This is a genomic window from Achromobacter sp. NPDC008082 (genome assembly GCF_042957345.1).
Classification (GTDB): Bacteria; Pseudomonadota; Gammaproteobacteria; order Burkholderiales; family Burkholderiaceae_B; genus Achromobacter; species Achromobacter kerstersii_A.
The window spans coordinates 377769-395870 of the sequence record NZ_JBIBIB010000002.1 but is presented as its reverse complement, the minus strand read 5'-3'; the positions used below and the strand labels follow the sequence as shown (position 1 = coordinate 395870).

General features: G+C 64.7%; 17 protein-coding genes. 13 read left to right on the top strand and 4 right to left on the bottom strand.

Features of this window, described 5'->3' with window-relative positions:
* The first annotated feature begins 40 nt into the window (after positions 1–40).
* From ACFZAI_RS08865 to ACFZAI_RS08830, 8 genes are all read left to right on the top strand, one after another.
* Entirely contained in the window at positions 41–1600 is a 1560-nt protein-coding gene (locus ACFZAI_RS08865; RefSeq protein WP_391566572.1) for an ABC transporter substrate-binding protein, read from the top strand.
* 132 nt (positions 1601–1732) lie between these two features.
* Entirely contained in the window at positions 1733–2674 is a 942-nt protein-coding gene (locus tag ACFZAI_RS08860) for an ABC transporter permease (RefSeq protein ID WP_391566571.1), read from the top strand.
* A 1-nt stretch (position 2675) separates the two neighbouring features.
* Entirely contained in the window at positions 2676–3551 is an 876-nt protein-coding gene (locus tag ACFZAI_RS08855; RefSeq protein ID WP_391566570.1) for an ABC transporter permease, read from the top strand.
* A 2-nt stretch (positions 3552–3553) separates the two neighbouring features.
* On the top strand, positions 3554–4561 hold the full coding sequence (locus tag ACFZAI_RS08850) for an ABC transporter ATP-binding protein (protein WP_391566569.1): 1008 nt from the start codon (positions 3554–3556) through the stop codon (positions 4559–4561).
* Positions 4558–5559 (top strand): ABC transporter ATP-binding protein, encoded by a 1002-nt coding sequence (locus ACFZAI_RS08845; protein ID WP_391566568.1) that lies wholly within the window; start codon positions 4558–4560, stop codon positions 5557–5559. Before ACFZAI_RS08850 ends, ACFZAI_RS08845 begins: the two co-directional genes overlap by 4 nt.
* Before the next feature lie 39 nt (positions 5560–5598).
* A complete protein-coding gene (locus tag ACFZAI_RS08840; RefSeq protein ID WP_054424373.1) occupies positions 5599–6471 on the top strand; it encodes a MurR/RpiR family transcriptional regulator in 873 nt (290 codons plus the stop codon).
* A gap of 14 nt (positions 6472–6485) precedes the next feature.
* Positions 6486–7976 carry an amidohydrolase family protein gene (locus ACFZAI_RS08835; RefSeq protein ID WP_391566567.1) on the top strand — a complete coding sequence of 497 codons (1491 nt, stop codon included), beginning with the start codon at positions 6486–6488 and terminating at the stop codon, positions 7974–7976.
* 11 nt (positions 7977–7987) lie between these two features.
* Positions 7988–8401 carry a RidA family protein gene (locus ACFZAI_RS08830; protein WP_342066089.1) on the top strand — a complete coding sequence of 138 codons (414 nt, stop codon included), beginning with the start codon at positions 7988–7990 and terminating at the stop codon, positions 8399–8401.
* Between the two features lie 47 nt (positions 8402–8448).
* Here the strand turns inward: ACFZAI_RS08830 and lolA are convergent, their stop codons facing one another.
* On the bottom strand, positions 8449–9072 hold the full coding sequence (gene lolA / locus ACFZAI_RS08825; RefSeq protein ID WP_391567095.1) for an outer membrane lipoprotein chaperone LolA: 624 nt from the start codon (positions 9070–9072) through the stop codon (positions 8449–8451).
* Entirely contained in the window at positions 9072–11456 is a 2385-nt protein-coding gene (locus ACFZAI_RS08820; protein WP_391566566.1) for a DNA translocase FtsK, read from the bottom strand. The genes lolA and ACFZAI_RS08820 overlap by 1 nt, the downstream gene beginning before the upstream one ends.
* 42 nt (positions 11457–11498) lie before the next feature.
* On the opposite strand from ACFZAI_RS08820, the gene trxB reads away from it, so the two are divergent.
* From trxB to ACFZAI_RS08795, 5 genes are all read left to right on the top strand, one after another.
* Positions 11499–12458: a thioredoxin-disulfide reductase gene (gene trxB / locus ACFZAI_RS08815; protein WP_391566565.1), complete on the top strand. Its 960-nt coding sequence runs from the start codon at positions 11499–11501 to the stop codon at positions 12456–12458.
* Entirely contained in the window at positions 12445–13113 is a 669-nt protein-coding gene (locus ACFZAI_RS08810) for a Smr/MutS family protein (protein WP_391566564.1), read from the top strand. Before trxB ends, ACFZAI_RS08810 begins: the two co-directional genes overlap by 14 nt.
* A complete protein-coding gene (locus ACFZAI_RS08805) occupies positions 13110–13439 on the top strand; it encodes a DMT family transporter (RefSeq protein WP_391566563.1) in 330 nt (109 codons plus the stop codon). The genes ACFZAI_RS08810 and ACFZAI_RS08805 overlap by 4 nt, the downstream gene beginning before the upstream one ends.
* Positions 13440–13576: 137 nt before the next feature.
* Positions 13577–14122 carry a hypothetical protein gene (locus ACFZAI_RS08800; RefSeq protein WP_391566562.1) on the top strand — a complete coding sequence of 182 codons (546 nt, stop codon included), beginning with the start codon at positions 13577–13579 and terminating at the stop codon, positions 14120–14122.
* Positions 14109–15239, top strand: a complete 1131-nt coding sequence (locus ACFZAI_RS08795) for a hypothetical protein (RefSeq protein WP_391566561.1) — start codon at positions 14109–14111, stop codon at positions 15237–15239. Before ACFZAI_RS08800 ends, ACFZAI_RS08795 begins: the two co-directional genes overlap by 14 nt.
* On the opposite strand, the gene ACFZAI_RS08790 is transcribed toward ACFZAI_RS08795, so the two are convergent.
* Both ACFZAI_RS08790 and ACFZAI_RS08785 read right to left on the bottom strand, forming a co-directional pair.
* Positions 15236–17326 carry a sodium:solute symporter family protein gene (locus tag ACFZAI_RS08790; protein ID WP_391566560.1) on the bottom strand — a complete coding sequence of 697 codons (2091 nt, stop codon included), beginning with the start codon at positions 17324–17326 and terminating at the stop codon, positions 15236–15238. The two genes, ACFZAI_RS08795 and ACFZAI_RS08790, sit on opposite strands and share 4 nt — an antisense overlap.
* Complete coding sequence (locus ACFZAI_RS08785; RefSeq protein ID WP_391566559.1) at positions 17326–17664, bottom strand: DUF4212 domain-containing protein; 339 nt, start codon at positions 17662–17664, stop codon at positions 17326–17328. Before ACFZAI_RS08785 ends, ACFZAI_RS08790 begins: the two co-directional genes overlap by 1 nt.
* Positions 17665–18102: the final 438 nt, after the last annotated feature.

The window sequence follows — 18102 nt, the reverse complement described above, 5'->3', positions numbered from 1 at the left end:
CACGCGACAACCTGTTTTTGACCCCTCTGGAGAGAGAATCATGAACTTCCGACCCTCCCGGCGAGGCGGCGGGCTGACCAGCCTGCTCGCGGCCGGCGCAATTGGCTTGACCGCAATGTCGTCCCCCGCCCTGAGTGCCACGCCGGTCAAGGGGGGCACGATTTCCGTCGCCACCATCGGTGAGCCGCCGACGCTTGACCCCATGACCAGCACCGCTGATCTGGTGGGCATCCTGACGCAGCACTTCTTCGAAACGCTGTACACCTTCGACGCCAAGTGGAACCTGACGCCGCTGTTGGCCGACAAGATGCCGGACGTTACCCCCGACGGCCTGATCTACACGATTCCGCTGCGCCAGGGCATCACGTTCCATGACGGTTCGAAGATGGATTCGTCGGACGTGCTGGCCTCGTTGAAGCGCTGGACGGAAACCGCCACGCGCGGCAAGGGCGCCGCCAAGGTCATCCAGAGCATCGAAGCGCCTGACGCCAACACCATCCGCATCACGCTGAAGCAACCCTATGCGCCGCTGACCGCGCTGCTGGCCATGAACAACGCCGCCGCCGTCATCATGCCCAAGGGCAAGATCGCGCCGGTGCTGACCGAAATCGTCGGCACGGGGCCTTACCAATTGAAGGCGCGCGTGCCGGACCAGTACATCCAGCTGGTGCGTTTCGACGGCTACAAGCAGCGCGAAGGCGAGCCCGACGGCTACGGCGGCGCGCGCAAGCAATACCTGGACGAAATCCGTTTCGTGCCGGTCAGCAACGCCAACACCCGCTCGGAAGCCGCCGCCGCCGGCCAGTTCGACTACGTCGACTCGCTGCCCGTGGAAGCGCTGGAGAAGCTCAAGGGCGGCCGTTCCGACCCGGTGATGCTCAAACCCTTCGGCTGGCCGCGCCTGGTGCTCAACACCAAGCAAGGCATCATGTCCAACCTGGCCGTACGCCAGGCCGTGCAGCTGGCGCTGAATGAAGAAGACATGCTGTTCGCCGCCTTCGGCAACAAAGACTTCTACAAGCTGAACGGCGACCTCTACCCGGAAGGCTACCCGTGGGCCACGTCGCTGGGCGGCAAGGTCTACAACAAGGCTGACTCGGCCGCCGCCAAGAAGCTGTTGGACAGCGCCAACGTCGCCGACAAGAAGATCCGCATCCTGACCAGCCAGCAGTACGAGTTCCATTACAAGATGGCGCTCGTGGCCGCGGAATACCTGAAGGCCGCCGGCTTCACGGTGGACATGCAGGTGGTGGATTGGGCCACGCTGACGCAACGCCGCCAAGACCCCGCCGTGTGGGACATCTTCATCACGCACAGTGTGTTCCTGCCGGAACCCGCGCTGATCGACTTCCCGTCCAAGGACGCGCCGGGCTGGTGGGACACGCCGCGCCGCGCGCAGGTGATGGACGCCTTCAACCAGGCGCGCACGCAGGAAGAACGCATCAAGCGCTGGGCCGATGTGCAGCAGGCCGTGTATGACGAGATCCCGTTCGTGAAGGTTGGCGATTTCAACGCTCAGGCCGCGCGCTCGCCCTCGCTGCAAGGCACCAAGCCTGCCCCGTGGCCGTTCTTCTGGAACGCCTGGAAAAGCCCTAAGTAAGGATGGGTAAAGCGCGGCGGCGCGGTCGCAATGTCAAGACCGCCTGCCGCGCGCCACTCATCGCTGGGAAGGGGCGTGCAGTCAGGCCCCCCTCCCTCATGCACTGATTGACGCTTCTATTAGGACATCATCGTGTTGCGTTATCTCTTAAACCGGCTGGTCGGGCTGGTGGCCGTGATGTTTATCGTCGCGACCATCGTGTTCGTCATCATCCGCGTCACGCCCGGCGATCCGGCTGCCGTGATGCTGGGTCCGCAAGCCAGCCAGCAGGACATCGCCGCGCTGCGCACGCAGCTGGGGCTGGACCAGCCCATGGCGCTGCAATACGTATCGTGGCTGGGCAAGCTCGTTCAAGGCGATCTGGGCCAGTCCATTTTCATGAGCAAGCCCGTGCTCTCGGCGCTGGCTGATCGCGCCGAACCCACGATTTTCCTGACGCTGATGTCGCTGCTTATCGCCAGCGCCATTGCGCTGCCGGTGGGCATTCTGTCCGCCGTCAAACGCGGCACCACGCTTGACCAGTCGGTGCTGTCGTTCTCGATGTTCACTTCCAGCGTGCCCAGCTTCTGGCTCGGCCTGCTGCTGATGCAGATTTTTTCGGTGAAGCTGGGCTGGCTGCCGGTGTCGGGCTATGGCGGCCCCGACGCGTCGCTGGCCACGCGCCTGTCGCACCTGATCCTGCCCGCCGTGGTGCTGGGGCTGGTGAACTCCGCGCTAATCACCCGCTTCATCCGCGCCAGCATGCTGGACGTGCTTCGTGACGATTACGTGCGCACCGCGCGCGCCAAGGGCCTGCCCGAAAGCAAGGTCATCCTGAAGCACGCCGTGCGCAATGCGCTGATCCCGATCCTGACCGTGCTGGGTTTGACCACCGCGCTCTTGATCAGCGGCGCCGTCGTGACCGAAACCGTATTTGGCCTGCCCGGCGTGGGCAGTCTGGTGGTGTCGGCGGTGCTGCGCCGCGACTACCCCGTCATCCAGGGCGCGCTGCTGATCATCGCGGCCATCTATGTCCTGATCAATCTGATCATCGATCTGCTGTATCTGCTGGTCGATCCCCGGGTGCGCTACTGATATGGCTATCGCAACTTCTCCCCAATCCTCAGGCGGCGCCGACCGCTGGCAGGTGCTGCGCCTGCTGGTGTCGCGCAAGACCGTGCTGCTGAGCCTGATCGTCATCATCGTGCTGGTGGCCGCCGCGCTGCTGGCGCCGTGGGTCAGCCCCTACGACCCGTTCAAGCTGTCCATCATGAACCGGCTGAAGGCGCCGGGCGCCGCGCACTGGTTCGGCACCGACGACTTCGGCCGCGACGTGTTCAGCCGCGTCATCTACGGCGGCCGCCTGTCGCTGATGGTGGGCTTTTCCGTCGTGGTGGTGTCCAGCGTCCTGGGCATTGCGCTGGGTCTTATCGCCGGGTTCTTCCGGTCGGCCGACAAGTTCGTGTCGCGCCTGATCGACGCCATGATGGCGTTTCCCGACATTCTGCTGGCGATCTCGCTGGTGGCCGCGCTGGGCCCGTCGCTGATCAACGTGGTGATTGCGCTGGGCATCGTCTACACGCCGCGCCTGGCCCGCATCGTGCGCGCCTCAACGCTGGTGATCCGCGAGCTGCCTTTCGTGGAAGCCGCCCGCGCGCTCGGCGTGCCCACGTGGCGCATCGTGACCGTGCACGTGCTGCGCAACCTGGTGTCGCCCATCCTGGTGCAAGGCACGTTCATCTTCGCCTACGCGATTCTGGCCGAAGCCGGCCTGTCGTTCCTGGGCGTGGGCGTTTCGCCCGACATTCCCACCTGGGGCACCATGATCAACGCCGGCCAGCAGTACATGGGCTCGGCCGACTGGATCATGATCTTCCCCGGCATCGCCATTGTGCTGTCCGTGCTGTCCCTGCAATTGGTGGGCGACGGGCTGCGTGACGTGCTCGACCCGCGCCTGCGCAAGGAGCTGTAATCATGACGGCAAGCACCCGAGACGTCGTGCTGTCCGTGGAAGGGTTGAAGACCTGGTTCCACAGCCGCGACGGCATCGCCAAATCCGTGGACGGCGTCACCTTTGACCTGGCTCGCGGCGAAACGCTGGCTATCGTCGGTGAATCCGGTTCCGGAAAATCCGTAACCAGCCTGTCCATCATGGGCCTGTTGCCCAAACCGGCGGGCCGCATCGAAGCCGGCAAGATCCTGTTTCGCGACCGCCAGGGCGTGCAGCATGACCTGGCCCACGCCAGCGCCGCCACCTTGCAGAAAATTCGTGGCGCGGAAATCGCCATGATTTTCCAGGAGCCCATGACGAGCCTGAACCCGCTGTACACGGTGGGCGACCAGATCGCCGAAGCCGTGTTGCAGCACGAAGGCGGGTCGTATGCGGCGGCGCTCAAGCGCGCCCGCGAAATGCTGGAGCGCGTGGAGATTCCCGCCGCCGACCGGCGCGTCAACGAATACCCGCACCAGATGTCGGGCGGCATGCGCCAACGCGTGATGATCGCGCTGGCGCTGGCCTGCAACCCGGCGGTGCTGATCGCCGACGAACCGACCACCGCGCTGGACGTGACCGTGCAGGCGCAGATTCTGGACCTGCTGCGCCGGCTGCAGAAAGAGATGAACATGAGCATCCTGTTCATCACCCACAACCTGGGCGTGGTAGCCGAAATCGCGCATCGCGTGGCCGTCATGTACGCCGGCCGCGTGGTGGAAGACGCGGGCGTGTACGACCTGTTCGAAAAGCCCACGCACCCGTACACCCGCGGCCTGTTGTCGTGCCTGCCGACCGCTGCGCTGCTGGCCTCGGGCGAACGCCTGCGCGCCATTCCCGGCAACGTGCCCAGCGTGCTGTCGCTGCCGGCCGGCTGTACCTTCGCGCCGCGCTGCGAGCTGGCGGCCGACGACTGCCGCGCCGCCGTGCCGGAACTGGTCACGGTGCAACCCGAACATCGCGCCCGCTGCATCAAGGTGAACCCGATATGACGAGCCCCCAAGAGACCGTGCGCGCCGAAGCGCCGCTGGTCCGCATCGAAGACCTGAAAGTGCATTTCCCGACCTCGCAGGCGCGCCATGCGCCAGTGGTGCGGGCGGTGGATGGCGTCAGCTTCGACGTGCCCAGAAACACCATCGTCGGCCTGGTGGGTGAATCCGGTTCGGGCAAGACGACGACGGGCCGCGCGCTGTTGCGCCTGTTCGCGCCCACCGCCGGCCGCATCGTGTTCGATGGCCAAGACATCACCAAGCTGAACGAAAAGCAAATGCTGCCGTGGCGCCGCCGCATGCAGATCGTGTTCCAGGACCCGTATGCCAGCCTGAACCCCCGCATGACGGTGGCCGAGATTCTGGGCGAAGCGCTGGACACGCACAAGCTGGCGCAGCACCGGCGTTCGGCCCGCATCGGCGAACTGCTGGAACGCGTGGGCCTGAATGCTGACCATAGCCGCCGCTACCCGCACGAATTCTCGGGCGGCCAGCGCCAGCGCATCGGCATCGCCCGCGCGCTGGCGGTGGAACCCGACTTCATCGTGGCTGATGAACCGGTGTCGGCGCTAGACGTGTCCGTGCAGGCGCAGGTGCTGAACCTGTTGCAGGATTTGCAGCGGGATCTGGGGCTGACGATGCTGTTTGTCGCGCACGATCTGGCGGTGGTGGACTACCTGTGCGACGACGTCGTCGTGATGTATCTGGGCCGCGTGATGGAACGCGGCCCCACCAGCGAGGTGTACGCGCGCCCCCGCCATCCCTATACTCGCGCGCTGCTGTCTGCCGCGCCGGTGCCGGACCCGCGCGCGCCGCGCTCGCGTATTCTGCTGAAAGGCGACATCCCCAGCCCGGTCAATCCGCCGTCCGGTTGCGTGTTCCGCACGCGCTGCCCGCACGCCATTGACGCCTGCGCCACGATCGAAGCGCAAGCAGTCAGCGTCGGCCCGGGCCACTACGTGGCCTGTTCGCGCATCGGCGACCCCGAGCTGGCGGCCTGACGCCAGCCCGCCCTGCCCGACTCGACCCAGGAATTTCACATGAACATCATCCGCGACATCGTTTTCCAGATACGCAGTCGGCGGGACGCATTGAGCGTGACCGAACGCAAGGTCGCCGACGCCATTCTGGACGACATCATGTGGGGCGCCAGCGCCACCGTTGACCAGTTGGCCACCAAGGCGGGCGTCAGCATCGCCACGATCTCGCGCTTTGCGCGCACGGTGGGCTGCGACGACACGCGCGACCTGAAGATGAAGCTGGCGCAGGCCAGCACCGTGGGCAGCCGCTTTCTGGACCCGAGCGCGCCCGCCGAGGAAAGCACCTTCTACGCCCGCATCTACGCCGACATCGAAAGCACGCTGCGCGCGCATCTGCCCACATTTACGGAGTCGTTGTTCGAGCAAGCCTGCGCCATGATCGACGGCGCGCGCATGATTTACGTGTTCGGCATGGGCGGCGCGTCCGCCGTGCTGGCGCAGGAAGTGCAGTCGCGCCTGGTGCGGCTGGGCTACCCCATCGCCGTCTACAGCGACGCCGTGCTGCTGCGCATGGTGGCCGCCACCCTGGACGAACGCGACGCGGTGCTGGTGTTGTCGGCCTCGGGGCTTACGCCGGAAATCGTAGGCGCAGCGCGCATCGTCAAACAGTATCGCGCGCGCCTTGTCGCCATTACCGACGCCTCGTCGGAACTGGCCAAGCTGGCCGACGTGGTGTTGCCGATACGTACCGACGAAACCGACTTCATCTACAAACCCTCGGCATCGCGCTACGCGATGATGCTGGCCATTGACTTGTTGTCTACCGAACTGGCCATGCTGAACCAAGAGGAAAACCGCGAACGCCTGCGCCGCATCAAGCTGGCGCTGGACGAACACCGCGGTGGCCCCAACCGTTTGCCGCTGGGCGATTGAACCTGGAACCCAAGATGTATGACACCCTCATAGGCAACGTCCGAGTCCTGGACGGCACGGGCGGCCCCGAGTACCGCGCCAGCGTGGCGCTGGCCGATGGCCGTATCGCCGCCATTGGCCAGCTGCCCGGGGCCAAGGCCCGCCACCTAGTCGACGGCACCGACCTGGCGCTCGCCCCCGGCTTCATCGACGTGCACACGCATGACGACACCAACGTGATCCGCACGCCGGGCATGCTGCCCAAGCTGTCGCAAGGCGTGACGACGGTGGTGGTGGGCAATTGCGGTATCAGCGCGTCCCCCGTGACGCTGCGCGCCGACCCGCCCGACCCGATGAACCTGCTGGGCGGCCGCAAGGATTTCAACTACCCTACCTTCGCCGACTACACCCGCGCCATCGAAGCCGCGCAGCCCGCCGTGAACGTGGCCGCGCTGGTCGGCCACACCGCGCTGCGCAGCAACCACATGGACCGCCTGGACCGCGCCGCCACGCAAGACGAAGTGCTGGCGATGCGCGAGCAGCTGCGAGACGCCCTGGCGCATGGCGCAATCGGGCTCAGCACCGGCCTGGCCTATGCGTCCGCGTTCGAGGCCGACACCGCCGAGGTCAAGCTGCTGGCCGAAGCGCTGGACGAATTCGGCGCGCTGTACACCACGCACTTGCGTTCGGAATTTGCCGCCATCCTGGAAGCCATGCAGGAAGCGTTCGACATTGCCCAGCATGCGCGCGTGCCGGTGGTGGTGTCGCACCTGAAATGTGCGGGCGCGGGCAACTGGGGCCGCACGAAGGAAGTGCTGTTCACGCTTGAAAGCGCCGGCCGCCTGCAACATGTGGGCTGCGACTGCTATCCCTATTCCGCCAGCTCGTCCACGCTGGATTTGAAGCAGGTTACCGACGAATTCGATATCGACATCACCTGGTCCGTGCCGCATCCGGAGCAGGCCCGCCGCAAGCTGGCCGACATTGCCGCCGAATGGGGCGTGAGCCTGCTGGACGCGGCCAAGCGGTTGCAGCCCGCCGGCGCCGTGTATCACAACATGCACGAAGACGATGTGCGCCGCGTGCTGTCGCACCCGCTGACGATGGTGGGTTCCGATGGCCTGCCCAACGATCCGATGCCGCACCCGCGCCTGTGGGGCGCATTCCCGCGCGTGCTGGGCCATTACAGCCGTGATGTGGGCTTGTTCCCGCTGATTCAAGCGGTGCACAAGATGACCGGCCTGTCCGCCGCCCGCTTCGGCTTGGCGGAACGCGGCCTGGTGCGCGAGGGCTATCACGCCGACCTGGTGCTGTTCAACCCCGACACCGTCATCGACCGCGCCACCTTCCCGGCCCCCGTGCAAACGGCCGCGGGCATCGAAGCCGTATGGGTCAATGGCGCACTCTCTTATCACCACGGGCAACCCACCGGCGACCGCGCCGGCCGCTGGCTGCCGCGCAGCGGCGATCTGCGCGCGGGCTTTGCCGCAGCAAACCCGCTGCCGCCCGCCCCCCAAACACCCTAAGGAGCCTATCCATGAGCAATGCCCCCACCCCCGACAACAATGGCATCACCCGCTACGGCGTGGCCGGCGGCACCGGCCAGGGCGGATCGCACATGCCGTTTGCGCGCGCGGTTGCGGCCGACGGCTGGCTGCACGTGTCTGGCCAGGTGCCGATGGAAAACGGTGAAGTGATTGAAGGCGGCACGGTTGCCCAGTGCCATAAAGCCATTCAGCAGCTGCTGGCGATCTTGAAGGAAGCCGGCTACGGCCCGGAACACGTGGTGCGTTGCGGCGTCTGGCTGGACGACGCCCGCGACTTCCCGTCGTTCAACAAGGTCTTCAAGGAATACTTCGGCGAAAACCCGCCCGCGCGCGCCTGCGTGCAGTCCAGTTTGATGGTGGACGCTAAAGTCGAGATCGATTGCGTGGCGTATAAGCGCCCGTAACGGCACGCTGAAAAAAAAAAGGCCCGGTTCTGAACCGGGCCATTTTTTTACATCTTCACCACATCCACACCCTTGGGTGCGACGAACTGGAATTCCTTCGCTGGCAGCGACGGGTTGGCCGCGATGGATGACAAGTCCACGCGTGTCGTCTGCCCAAAAGAATCCAGCAGTTCCACGCGAACCGGCAGGTTGTCTTTCATGCCGATATCCACGCGCGAAAAGCCGGCGTCCGCTGTGCGCGGCTTGGCGCGCAGCCATTCCACGCCGTCCTTGGACGGCAAGGCGGTGACGTCGAACGACTGCTCAAGCGAACCGGAACCAAACAGAATGGCCGCGGGCGACGTGCCGATGGCGGCGTCCACCTTGCGCTCGGTGACCTGAGCCAGATCAGGGTCGAACTGATACACCGTGCGGCCGTCAGAGATAACCTGCTGTTCGTAAGGCTTCTGCACCGCCCACTTGAACTTGCCAGGGCGCTGGAACGAGAACACGCCCGTCTGGGCGGGTTGCGTGCGGCCTTGCGTGTTGACCGTGTATTGCGAGAACGAACCCGTCGCCGCGGACACCGTGGCGACAAAGGCCTTCAACTGTTCTTGCGCGCTGGCGGCGAACGACAGCGCGGGCGCCAGGCTCAGGGCTGCAATTGCGGCCAGGCGGCGAAACGTCTTCATCATGCTTCCTCTCGGGCGGCGGCTGCCGCGGGGACCAGAATTTCGCGGTTGCCATTGGACTGCATCGCCGACACCATACCCGATTGCTCCATCTGCTCGAGTAACCGGGCCGCACGGTTGTAACCGATGCGCAGGTGACGCTGCACCAGCGAAATCGACGCGCGGCGGTGCTTGAGCACCACTTCGCAAGCCTGGTCGTACATCGGGTCGGACTCGGCGTCGCCACCGATGCCGGTGACGCTGCTGGCGCCTTCGCCGTTGTCGCCTTCGACGCCGCCTTCCAGCAGGCCTTCGATGTAGTTCGGTTCGCCCTGCGCCTTCAGGTTTTCCACCACGCGGTGCACTTCATCGTCGCTGCAGAACGCGCCGTGCACGCGCACCGGCAAGCCCGTGCCAGGCGGCATATAAAGCATGTCGCCCTGACCCAGCAAAGTCTCGGCGCCCATCTGGTCAAGAATGGTGCGCGAGTCGATCTTGGACGACACCTGGAACGCGATACGCGTCGGGATATTGGCCTTGATCAGGCCCGTGATGACGTCCACGCTGGGGCGCTGCGTGGCCAGAATCAGGTGGATACCGGCGGCGCGCGCCTTCTGCGCGAGACGAGCAATAAGCTCTTCGATCTTCTTGCCCACCACCATCATCAGGTCGGCCAATTCGTCGATGACCACCACAATGGTGGGCAAGGGCGACAGCGGCTCGGGCTGATCGGGCGTCAGCGAGAACGGATTCGGAATCGGTTCCTCGCGCTTGATGGCGTCGCGGATCTTGGTGTTGTAGCCCGCCAGATTGCGCACGCCCATCTTGCTCATCAGGCGATAGCGCTTTTCCATTTCGCCCACGCACCAGTTCAGCGCGTTGGACGCCTGGCGCATGTCGGTCACCACCGGCGCCAGCAAGTGCGGGATGCCCTCGTAGACGCTCATTTCCAGCATCTTCGGGTCGATCAAGATCAAGCGGGTATGGGACGCGTCGGCCTTGTACAGCAAGGACAGGATCATGGCGTTGATCCCCACCGACTTGCCGGAACCGGTGGTGCCGGCCACCAGCAAGTGGGGCATCTTGGCCAGGTCAGCCACCACCGGGTTGCCGGCGATGTCCTTGCCCAGCGCCATCGTCACCACGGAATGGCTGGCGTGATAGGTCTGCGAACCCAGAATTTCGGACAAACGCACCATCTGGCGGCGCGGGTTCGGAAGTTCCAGGCCCATCAGGTTCTTGCCCGGAATGGTTTCCACCACCCGGATGCTGACCAGGCTCAGCGCGCGGGCCAAGTCTTTCGCCAAGTTGACGATCTGGCTGCCCTTCACGCCCGTGGCGGGTTCAATTTCATAGCGCGTAATGACCGGGCCGGCCTGCGCCGCCACTACGGTGACGGACACGCCGAAGTCGGCCAGCTTCTTTTCGATCAGGCGCGAGGTGAATTCGATGGTTTCCGCCGACACCGTTTCCTGGTTGGTCAGCGGCGGGTCCAGCAGGCTGATGGCGGGCAGGTCACCTTCGGCGCCGCCCGCGGGTGCGAAGAACAGCGACTGCTGCTTTTCCTTTTCGACCCGCTCGGATTTCTGCACCACCGTAATGGCGGGTTCGATGCGCACCGGCTGCTCGTGCACCAGCTTTTCCTGCTTGGCCACGACTTGTTCCGTACGCACGGCCTTGGCCACTTCGCCGACCTTGCGGTCTTCGCGGGCGGCGTAGGAGTTGCGGACGCGGCGCACCAGGCCTTCCATCCACGACCCCACGCGCTCGGCCACGGCCAGCCACGAGAACGAGAAAAACAGGCTCAGGCCGATGGCCAGCATGACCAGGAAGGCCAACGTGCTGCCCGTGAAACCGATGCTGCGGCTGATCAGGTCGGCCAGCGTGTGGCCGATGACGCCGCCTGCGCCGCTGGCGGTTTCAGACGCGCCCGGCAGATGCGTGCCACGGCTGGCCAGCCGCAAGGCTTCCATCCCCAGCGATCCCAACAGCAACAGAAAGAAGCCAATGCCCTCTTCCCAGTGGACACGCGGCAACACTTCCGGTTGTTTACTATTAGTTACCTTGAGCTGGCTGGCCAGGCGCCGGTAGCCGGCGCGCACGCGGTGCAGCAGCAGGACGACCCACCACCAGGCCGAGAAGCCAAAGAGATAGAGCAGGATGTCTGCCAGATAGGCGCCTAGCCGCCCCCCATGGTTGCGCACGACGTCGCCCGGCACGGAGTGCGACCAGCCAGGGTCGGACGCGCTCCAGGTGGCCAGCACCAGGGTGAGCCAGGCCGCCAGGGCGGCAAATAGAATCCAGCGGGCTTCGCGCAGCAACGCAGAAATACGCGTCTGTAGCGGCGAAGGTCCGTTGCGGGTGTTGCGCGAGGCGCGCGGAGAAGCAGTCGAGATACGCGGCATGCGGCTCATTATAATTGGGCGTTAACCTAAAGATACCCGCCCATGTCCACGCCCACGCACGCTAAAGTTTTGATACTCGGTTCCGGCCCTGCCGGTTACACGGCGGCCGTCTATGCGGCACGCGCCAATCTGAGCCCTGTTCTTGTTACAGGTCTGGCCCAAGGCGGCCAGCTCATGACCACCACGGACGTCGACAACTGGCCGGCCGACGCAGATGGCGTCCAGGGTCCGGACCTGATGCAGCGCTTCCAGAAGCACGCCGAACGCTTCAACACCGAGATGCTGTTTGACCACATCGCCAAGGTCGACCTGTCCAAGCGTCCGTTCACGCTGACCGGCGACACCGGCAAGATCTACACCTGCGACGCCCTCATCATCGCCACGGGCGCATCGGCCAAATACCTGGGCCTGCCGTCCGAACAGGCCTTCATGGGCCGCGGCGTGTCCGGCTGCGCCACTTGCGATGGATTCTTCTACCGCAACCAGGACGTCGTCGTCGTCGGCGGCGGCAATACGGCCGTCGAAGAAGCCCTGTACCTGTCCAACATCTGCCGCAAGGTCACCCTGATTCATCGCCGCGACAAATTCCGCGCCGAGCCCATTTTGGTCGACAAGCTGATGAGCAAAGTCGAGAACGGCAACATGGAACTGAAGACGTTCCATACGCTGGAAGAAGTGCTGGGCGACGACAGCGGTGTAACTGGCGTGCGCGTACGCCACGTGGACACTGGCGTCACCGAAGACATGGCCGTGACCGGCGCCTTCATCGCGATCGGCCACCAGCCCAACACGGAAATCTTCCAGGGCCAGCTGGAAATGAAGGATGGCTACATCGTCACCAAGAGCGGTTTGTCCGGCATGGCCACGATGACGTCCGTGCCTGGCGTGTTCGCCGCCGGCGACGTGCAGGACCACGTCTACCGTCAAGCCATCACCAGCGCCGGCACGGGCTGCATGGCCGCCCTGGACGCTCAACGGTGGTTGGAGAATGCGGGGCAGTAAGGTCGGCCTGGCCGACCTGAAACGCCTGAAGAAAGACCTGCAAGCCGAACGCGAACGCGAAGCGCTCGCCAAGCGGGTCGCCGTGCTGAAGAAGCCGGAAAGCGCGCCCATGGATGACATGGCGGCTTTCCAGCGCACGATGAAGTCCGTCACGCCGATCAAGCAGACCGCCCGGGTGGAACACAAGCCCGTGGAGGAACCCGCGCCGGCGCTGCGCCGCGCCAACGCGCTGGGGGAAACCCCGTCGCGCGCGGATGCCGGCGTGTCGGATGGCGGCGAAATCACGCACCTGTTGTCCGAAGGCGGCACCGCGTTTGTACGCAACGACGCCGCGCCCGACACCGCCCGCAACTTGCGGCGCGGCCAATGGCGCGCGGGCGCGGAGCTGGACTTGCACGGCCTGCGCGTCGAGCAGGCGCGCCACGCGTTGCTGTCGTTTCTGGATGAATGCCAGGAACACGGCATCCGCTGCGTGCGCATCGTGCACGGCAAGGGCTATGGCTCGGAAGGGCTGGAGCCGGTGCTGAAAGACAAGGCGCGCACCTGGCTGGTACAGAAGACGGAAGTGCTGGCGTTTTCCGAAGCGCCTGAACGCGAAGGCGGCGCGGGCGCGCTGCTGGTGCTGTTGCGGCAATCCGAAGGAATGCGCAAATGAAATGGCTCTACCTGGGCGTGGCGATCATCGCCGAGATCTTCGCCACCAGCGCGCTGAAGGGTTCCGAAGGGTTCACCCGCCTTGCGCCGTCCATCATCACGGTGTTCGGCTACCTGATCTCGTTCTACTTCCTGTCGCTGACGCTGCGCGAAATTCCTGTGGGCATTGCCTACGCCATCTGGTCCGGCGTGGGCATTGTGCTGATCTCCATCGTGGGCGCCGTGCTGTTCAAGCAGCACCTGGACACGCCAGCGCTGATCGGCATCGGCCTCATCATCGCCGGCGTGGTGGTGATGAACGTGTTCTCGAAATCGGTCTCGCATTGACCGCGCGGGCCGTGGGGCTTGGGCGGGTGCTGTCGTGGCGCAGCCGGGCGGCGGGTTTCTTCCTGCCCTTTGGTTTGCTCTTTCGTTTGCCCTTTTGTTTGCTCTTTTGTCTGCTCTTTGCACTGGCCGGCAACGCCATGGCGCAAGACTTCAACCGCGCCGCCGAACTCAAACGCTACCGCGCGTGGCTGCATGATTTCACGCAGGACCTGGACACGCTGGCCGCCTCGCGCCGTCCGCTCACCGACGCGCAGTTGGACGCGATGTTCGCGCGCACGGTGGTGCCAGGGTCTCGCGGCGCAAGCTTCATCCGCCAGACATTCGCCAGCCGCGGCAGCGATGGCGCCTATTTTCCCCAGCCTGGCCCGCGCGCCATTTTCCAGGGCGTGCTGGACAGCGGCATTCCGGCAGGCCAAGGCGGCTTGTATCCCGAAACAGACCCCGCGTTAGACGCCACCCCGCTCACCGTCTGGTATCTGCATGTGGATGTGGGCGACATGGCCAACTCCTATCTGCTGTCCTCCAAGCACTTCACGCCTTACCGGCTGCCGCCCCCCGGCAAACTGGAACGCAACGCCTACCCCTTCCTGCTGATGGACACGCGCGACGGCGGCTTGCGCCTGGGCGGGGTCAGCAGCGAACTCTGGGGCCTGGTCGCCTATTTGCACAATGCCGCTCGCTGATTCCAACTTGCGCCTGCTGGTGCTCGCCGCCCTGTCGATGGCCCCCGCCTGGACGCATGCGCTGTGCCAGCCCATGGCCGCGACCGGCCAACGGGAAACCGTCATCGCCAATGTGACGTTGAACGACACCAACACACTGCTGGGGTTGGACGGGTCGCGCATCCGCAGTTGGGAAGCCCCGGTGCACGTGGAAACCGGGCCGCGCGCCACGCCAGTCATCTGGGCCGAACGCGTGGATTGGTCGGTGTATGCCGCCCCGGCCGATGCCCGCATCGGCCCCACCGTGCTGCGTTTCGAGCGCGGCGCGGATGGCGTCAGGCACCTGTGCGGCATCGCCGAATACGACGCCCGCACGCTGGCCGATGCTCAGGCCTCGCGCCAACAGGCGCTGCCCAAACCCGACAACGAAACCCGCTTTCAGTACGACGACCGCGCGCGGCTGATCGGGGTTGAACTGCGCTCGTATGCGGCAAGCGGCAAGCCCAACCCATCGCTTTATACCTGCCTGCGTTATGACCGCAACGGCTGGCTGGCCGAACGCAGCGCCAACGCCTGTAGCGACGACGGTGCCCAGCCTCTGGCCCGCTACGTGCACGACGCGGCCGGCCGCCTGCTGCGCACGATTGCCTATGTGGAAAGGCAAGGCGATGCGCGGGAAGTGACCACCTTTGATGCGCAGGGCCAGCCCGCCCAACGTTATGAACGGCAACGGCTGGATTGGGAAAACGAACAGCTCAAGCTCGGGCTGCCCTATGCCGTGCGCCCGTCTGAATATGCCGTGCTGGTGCTGCCCGGGCCGAACTGGGCGGCGCCTGCGATGGAGTCGTATCACTACGACTGGGCCATCGTTCAACCCCAGGATGGTGATGTCTATGCCGCCAAGCGGAACCCCGCCGCCGTGCTTGCCAGCGGCAACAGCGGTAACGACGGCCGGTTCACACTAAGCCCGGCCCAACGGCGACGCGTCTGGGACGCCGCCGGCCAAACACCCGGCAGCGTGCAATGGCTGTGGGCGCCGGGGCAGATTTATACGCTGGTGCAAACCGTGCCCAAGGCCACGTGGGCGGCTTGCACCGACCCGGAAAACCGCCAGCCCAACGCCTGCGAATCCCGCTAGGCGTTTTCGGCCGGCGGCCGGGGCGCCCCCGGATGACGCAGATAGTCCACCAAGGCCAGCGTGGCGCGGTCGGGCGGCGGCGTCAGCAAAGACACCACAATGATCGTCAGAAACGCCACCGGCGCGCCGAACACGCCCGCCGCAATCGGCTGAATGCCCCACCACAAATCCACCGGCTGCGTGCGCGAAATGCCCAGCACCCATTCGCGCAGCCACGGATGCGTGTGCGTCATATAGGCGAACGTCACCAACAGGCCCGCCGCCATGCCCAAGGTGGCGCCCCACTTGTTGGCGCGCCGCCAGAACACGCCCATGACCAGCGCCGGGAAAAATGACGACGCCGCAAACGAGAACGCGGCCGACACCATAAAGAGGATGTCCGCCGGTTTACGCGCCGCCACCCAGGCCGCGCCAAACGCCACGACCAGCAGCAGTATTTTCGACACCATCACCCGGCGCGCGGCCGACATGCGCGGCGACACCATCCGGTACCACATGTCATGCGACAAGGAATTCGACAAGGTCAGCAGCAGGCCGTCTGCGGTGGACAGCGCCGCCGCCAAACCGCCCGCCGCCACCAGCCCTGAAATCACATAGGGCAGCCCGCCAATTTCGGGCATGGCCAGCACCACCACGTCGGCGCCCATGCTGATCTCGCTTAACTGCACCACGCCGTCGCGGTTGATGTCGGTCACGTCCAGCAAATTGCTGTCGACCGCGCTCCATGCGTGGACCCAGTTGGGCAGGCTCAGAAAATTTGAGCCCACCACTTGTGTGTAGACCTCGTACTTCACCAGCAGCGCCAGCGCAGGCGCCATGAAGTACAGCAGCAGAATGAACAGCAGCGACCAGCACACCGATTTACGCGCCTCGATGACCGAAGGCGTGGTGTAAGACCGCATCAGAATGTGCGGCATGCCTGCCGTGCCCAGCATCAGGCACAGCACCAGCGCCAGGAAGTTGATGCGCATGTTGCGCCGCTCTTCCGCGTCTTTGGCGGGAAAGGGTTCCGCGTGCGGCGTGGGCGGCGCGGCCCGCGCTTCAAACGTGGCGCGCGCTTGCGACCACACCACGCGCGCATCTTCCACGCTGGCGGGGTACGCGGCCAGCTCGCGTTCGGCCGAACGAATCTCGACCATGGGCGCATCCGACGCGTTCAATTGCGCAAGGCGGCTGCGCAGCTTGTCCTTTTCCAGCGTCCACGATTCCGGCAGGGTGTCGACGCGCTTGGCCATTTCATCGGCATGCTGCTGCCACAGCCGGCGCACCTCGATTTCCGACGGATCGTTTTGCAGATAGATTTCTTTTTCAGTGACCTGCTGCAACACCACGCCGGCCGACAGCTGCGGCACCGGCATATTCGTGTGCTTCACCGACAGCCACACCACCGGCACCAGATACGCGATGACCAGAATGATGTATTGCCCGACCTGCGTCCACGTCACCGCGCGCATCCCGCCCAGGAACGAGCAAACCAGCATGCCGCCCAGCGCCACAAAAATGCCCAGCTCGAACGAGATGCCTGTCATGCGCGTGGTGATGATGCCCACGCCGTAGATCTGTGCGACCAGATACGTGAACGAACACAGAATGGCGCACGCCACGCCCGCCAGGCGCGGCATATTGCCGCCATAGCGCGCACCCATGAAGTCGGGGATGGTGTATTGCCCGAAGCGCCGCAAGTACGGCGCCAGCAGCATCGCGACCAGCACGTAGCCGCCCGTCCAGCCCATGATGTAGGCCAGCCCGCCGTAGCCCGTCAGGTACAGCGTGCCTGCAACGCCAATAAACGACGCCACCGACATCCAATCGGCGGCCGTCGCCATGCCGTTATAAATGGCAGGCACGCGCCGGCCCGCCACGTAGTACTCCACTTGATCCGACGTGCGGCACACAATGCCGATGCCCGCATACAGGCTGACGGTGACCAGCAGGAACACATAGCCGATCCAGTTGCGCGGCATGCCCAGGATTTCGGCCAGCGCCATCAGCAGGATCATCAGCGCAAAACCCGCCGTGTACAGCACATAGATGCGGCGCAGCCGGATCTTGAATTCCTGGGGAGTGTCTCCGCTGAAAAACGGCATCAGCGGCCTCCTCCGTTGTCGGCGCGGTGCTCGTCGCGGCGGGTATCGAAGCCCGGGTCGGCTCCCGCTTCGGCTCCCGCTACGGCGCGCTCGTCGGCGCGGTTCATCGTGCGGGCGTAAATGGCGATGATGATCAGGTAGGCCAGCGGCGCCCCGTAGGCGGCCATCCAGAACGCAAAGGGCCAGCCGATGAAATTAAACGTCAGGCTGCGCGCGAAGAAGGCGGGCACGAACGTCAGCGCCGCCCAGACGACAAGCAGCAACGCAATCAGCCGCAAGTTGCGGCGCCAATAAGGGGTGGGTGCGGACTCAGAGGGAGATGCGCGGGATTTCGGCATAGCTAGGATGTTTTCAGACCCTGCCTGGATAGCGCGAAACGCTGCGTCTGAAAAGCCCTTGCTGAAGAAATACAGGCTTTTTATGCGACAACGGCTGGCACTGCCTGGTGCCAGCCGTTGTGCGTTTTGCTTTTTTTGAGTACTGCTTTACTTTTTTTATGTACCGGTGCCGCCGGTATTTGCCCATGCAGGGCTTTGTCTCCTCACCTGCATGGGAAGAGATTCTGCACCAAGTGCGGGAATGCCACACTAGGGGAATGCCCTAAGACGGAGCATTCATTTACATATTCCTTGCACCACATGAGTGCAAATTGACCACAAAGTTCTAAATATTGGGATTTTTTGGCCAAAAAGCCCGAATTGAGCCGAATTCAGAAATCGCCCCGATCCCGGAATATGACAGCCGCCACCGCGCCATGCCCGGAATCGGGCGGCCCG

Excerpts from the sequence above, each read along its gene's own strand:
- ACFZAI_RS08800 (WP_391566562.1), top strand. The coding sequence starts at position 13,577 with ATGGCGCAAGACTTCAACCGCGCCGCCGAACTCAAACGCTACCGCGCG.
- ACFZAI_RS08805 (WP_391566563.1), top strand. The coding sequence starts at position 13,110 with ATGAAATGGCTCTACCTGGGCGTGGCGATCATCGCCGAGATCTTCGCC.
- ACFZAI_RS08790 (WP_391566560.1), bottom strand. The coding sequence starts at position 17,326 with ATGCCGTTTTTCAGCGGAGACACTCCCCAGGAATTCAAGATCCGGCTG.
- ACFZAI_RS08865 (WP_391566572.1), top strand. The coding sequence starts at position 41 with ATGAACTTCCGACCCTCCCGGCGAGGCGGCGGGCTGACCAGCCTGCTC.
- ACFZAI_RS08785 (WP_391566559.1), bottom strand. The coding sequence starts at position 17,664 with ATGCCGAAATCCCGCGCATCTCCCTCTGAGTCCGCACCCACCCCTTAT.
- ACFZAI_RS08795 (WP_391566561.1), top strand. The coding sequence starts at position 14,109 with ATGCCGCTCGCTGATTCCAACTTGCGCCTGCTGGTGCTCGCCGCCCTG.
- ACFZAI_RS08830 (WP_342066089.1), top strand. The coding sequence starts at position 7,988 with ATGAGCAATGCCCCCACCCCCGACAACAATGGCATCACCCGCTACGGC.
- ACFZAI_RS08855 (WP_391566570.1), top strand. The coding sequence starts at position 2,676 with ATGGCTATCGCAACTTCTCCCCAATCCTCAGGCGGCGCCGACCGCTGG.
- ACFZAI_RS08850 (WP_391566569.1), top strand. The coding sequence starts at position 3,554 with ATGACGGCAAGCACCCGAGACGTCGTGCTGTCCGTGGAAGGGTTGAAG.
- ACFZAI_RS08845 (WP_391566568.1), top strand. The coding sequence starts at position 4,558 with ATGACGAGCCCCCAAGAGACCGTGCGCGCCGAAGCGCCGCTGGTCCGC.
- ACFZAI_RS08810 (WP_391566564.1), top strand. The coding sequence starts at position 12,445 with ATGCGGGGCAGTAAGGTCGGCCTGGCCGACCTGAAACGCCTGAAGAAA.
- ACFZAI_RS08820 (WP_391566566.1), bottom strand. The coding sequence starts at position 11,456 with ATGCCGCGTATCTCGACTGCTTCTCCGCGCGCCTCGCGCAACACCCGC.
- ACFZAI_RS08835 (WP_391566567.1), top strand. The coding sequence starts at position 6,486 with ATGTATGACACCCTCATAGGCAACGTCCGAGTCCTGGACGGCACGGGC.
- trxB (WP_391566565.1), top strand. The coding sequence starts at position 11,499 with ATGTCCACGCCCACGCACGCTAAAGTTTTGATACTCGGTTCCGGCCCT.
- lolA (WP_391567095.1), bottom strand. The coding sequence starts at position 9,072 with ATGAAGACGTTTCGCCGCCTGGCCGCAATTGCAGCCCTGAGCCTGGCG.
- ACFZAI_RS08840 (WP_054424373.1), top strand. The coding sequence starts at position 5,599 with ATGAACATCATCCGCGACATCGTTTTCCAGATACGCAGTCGGCGGGAC.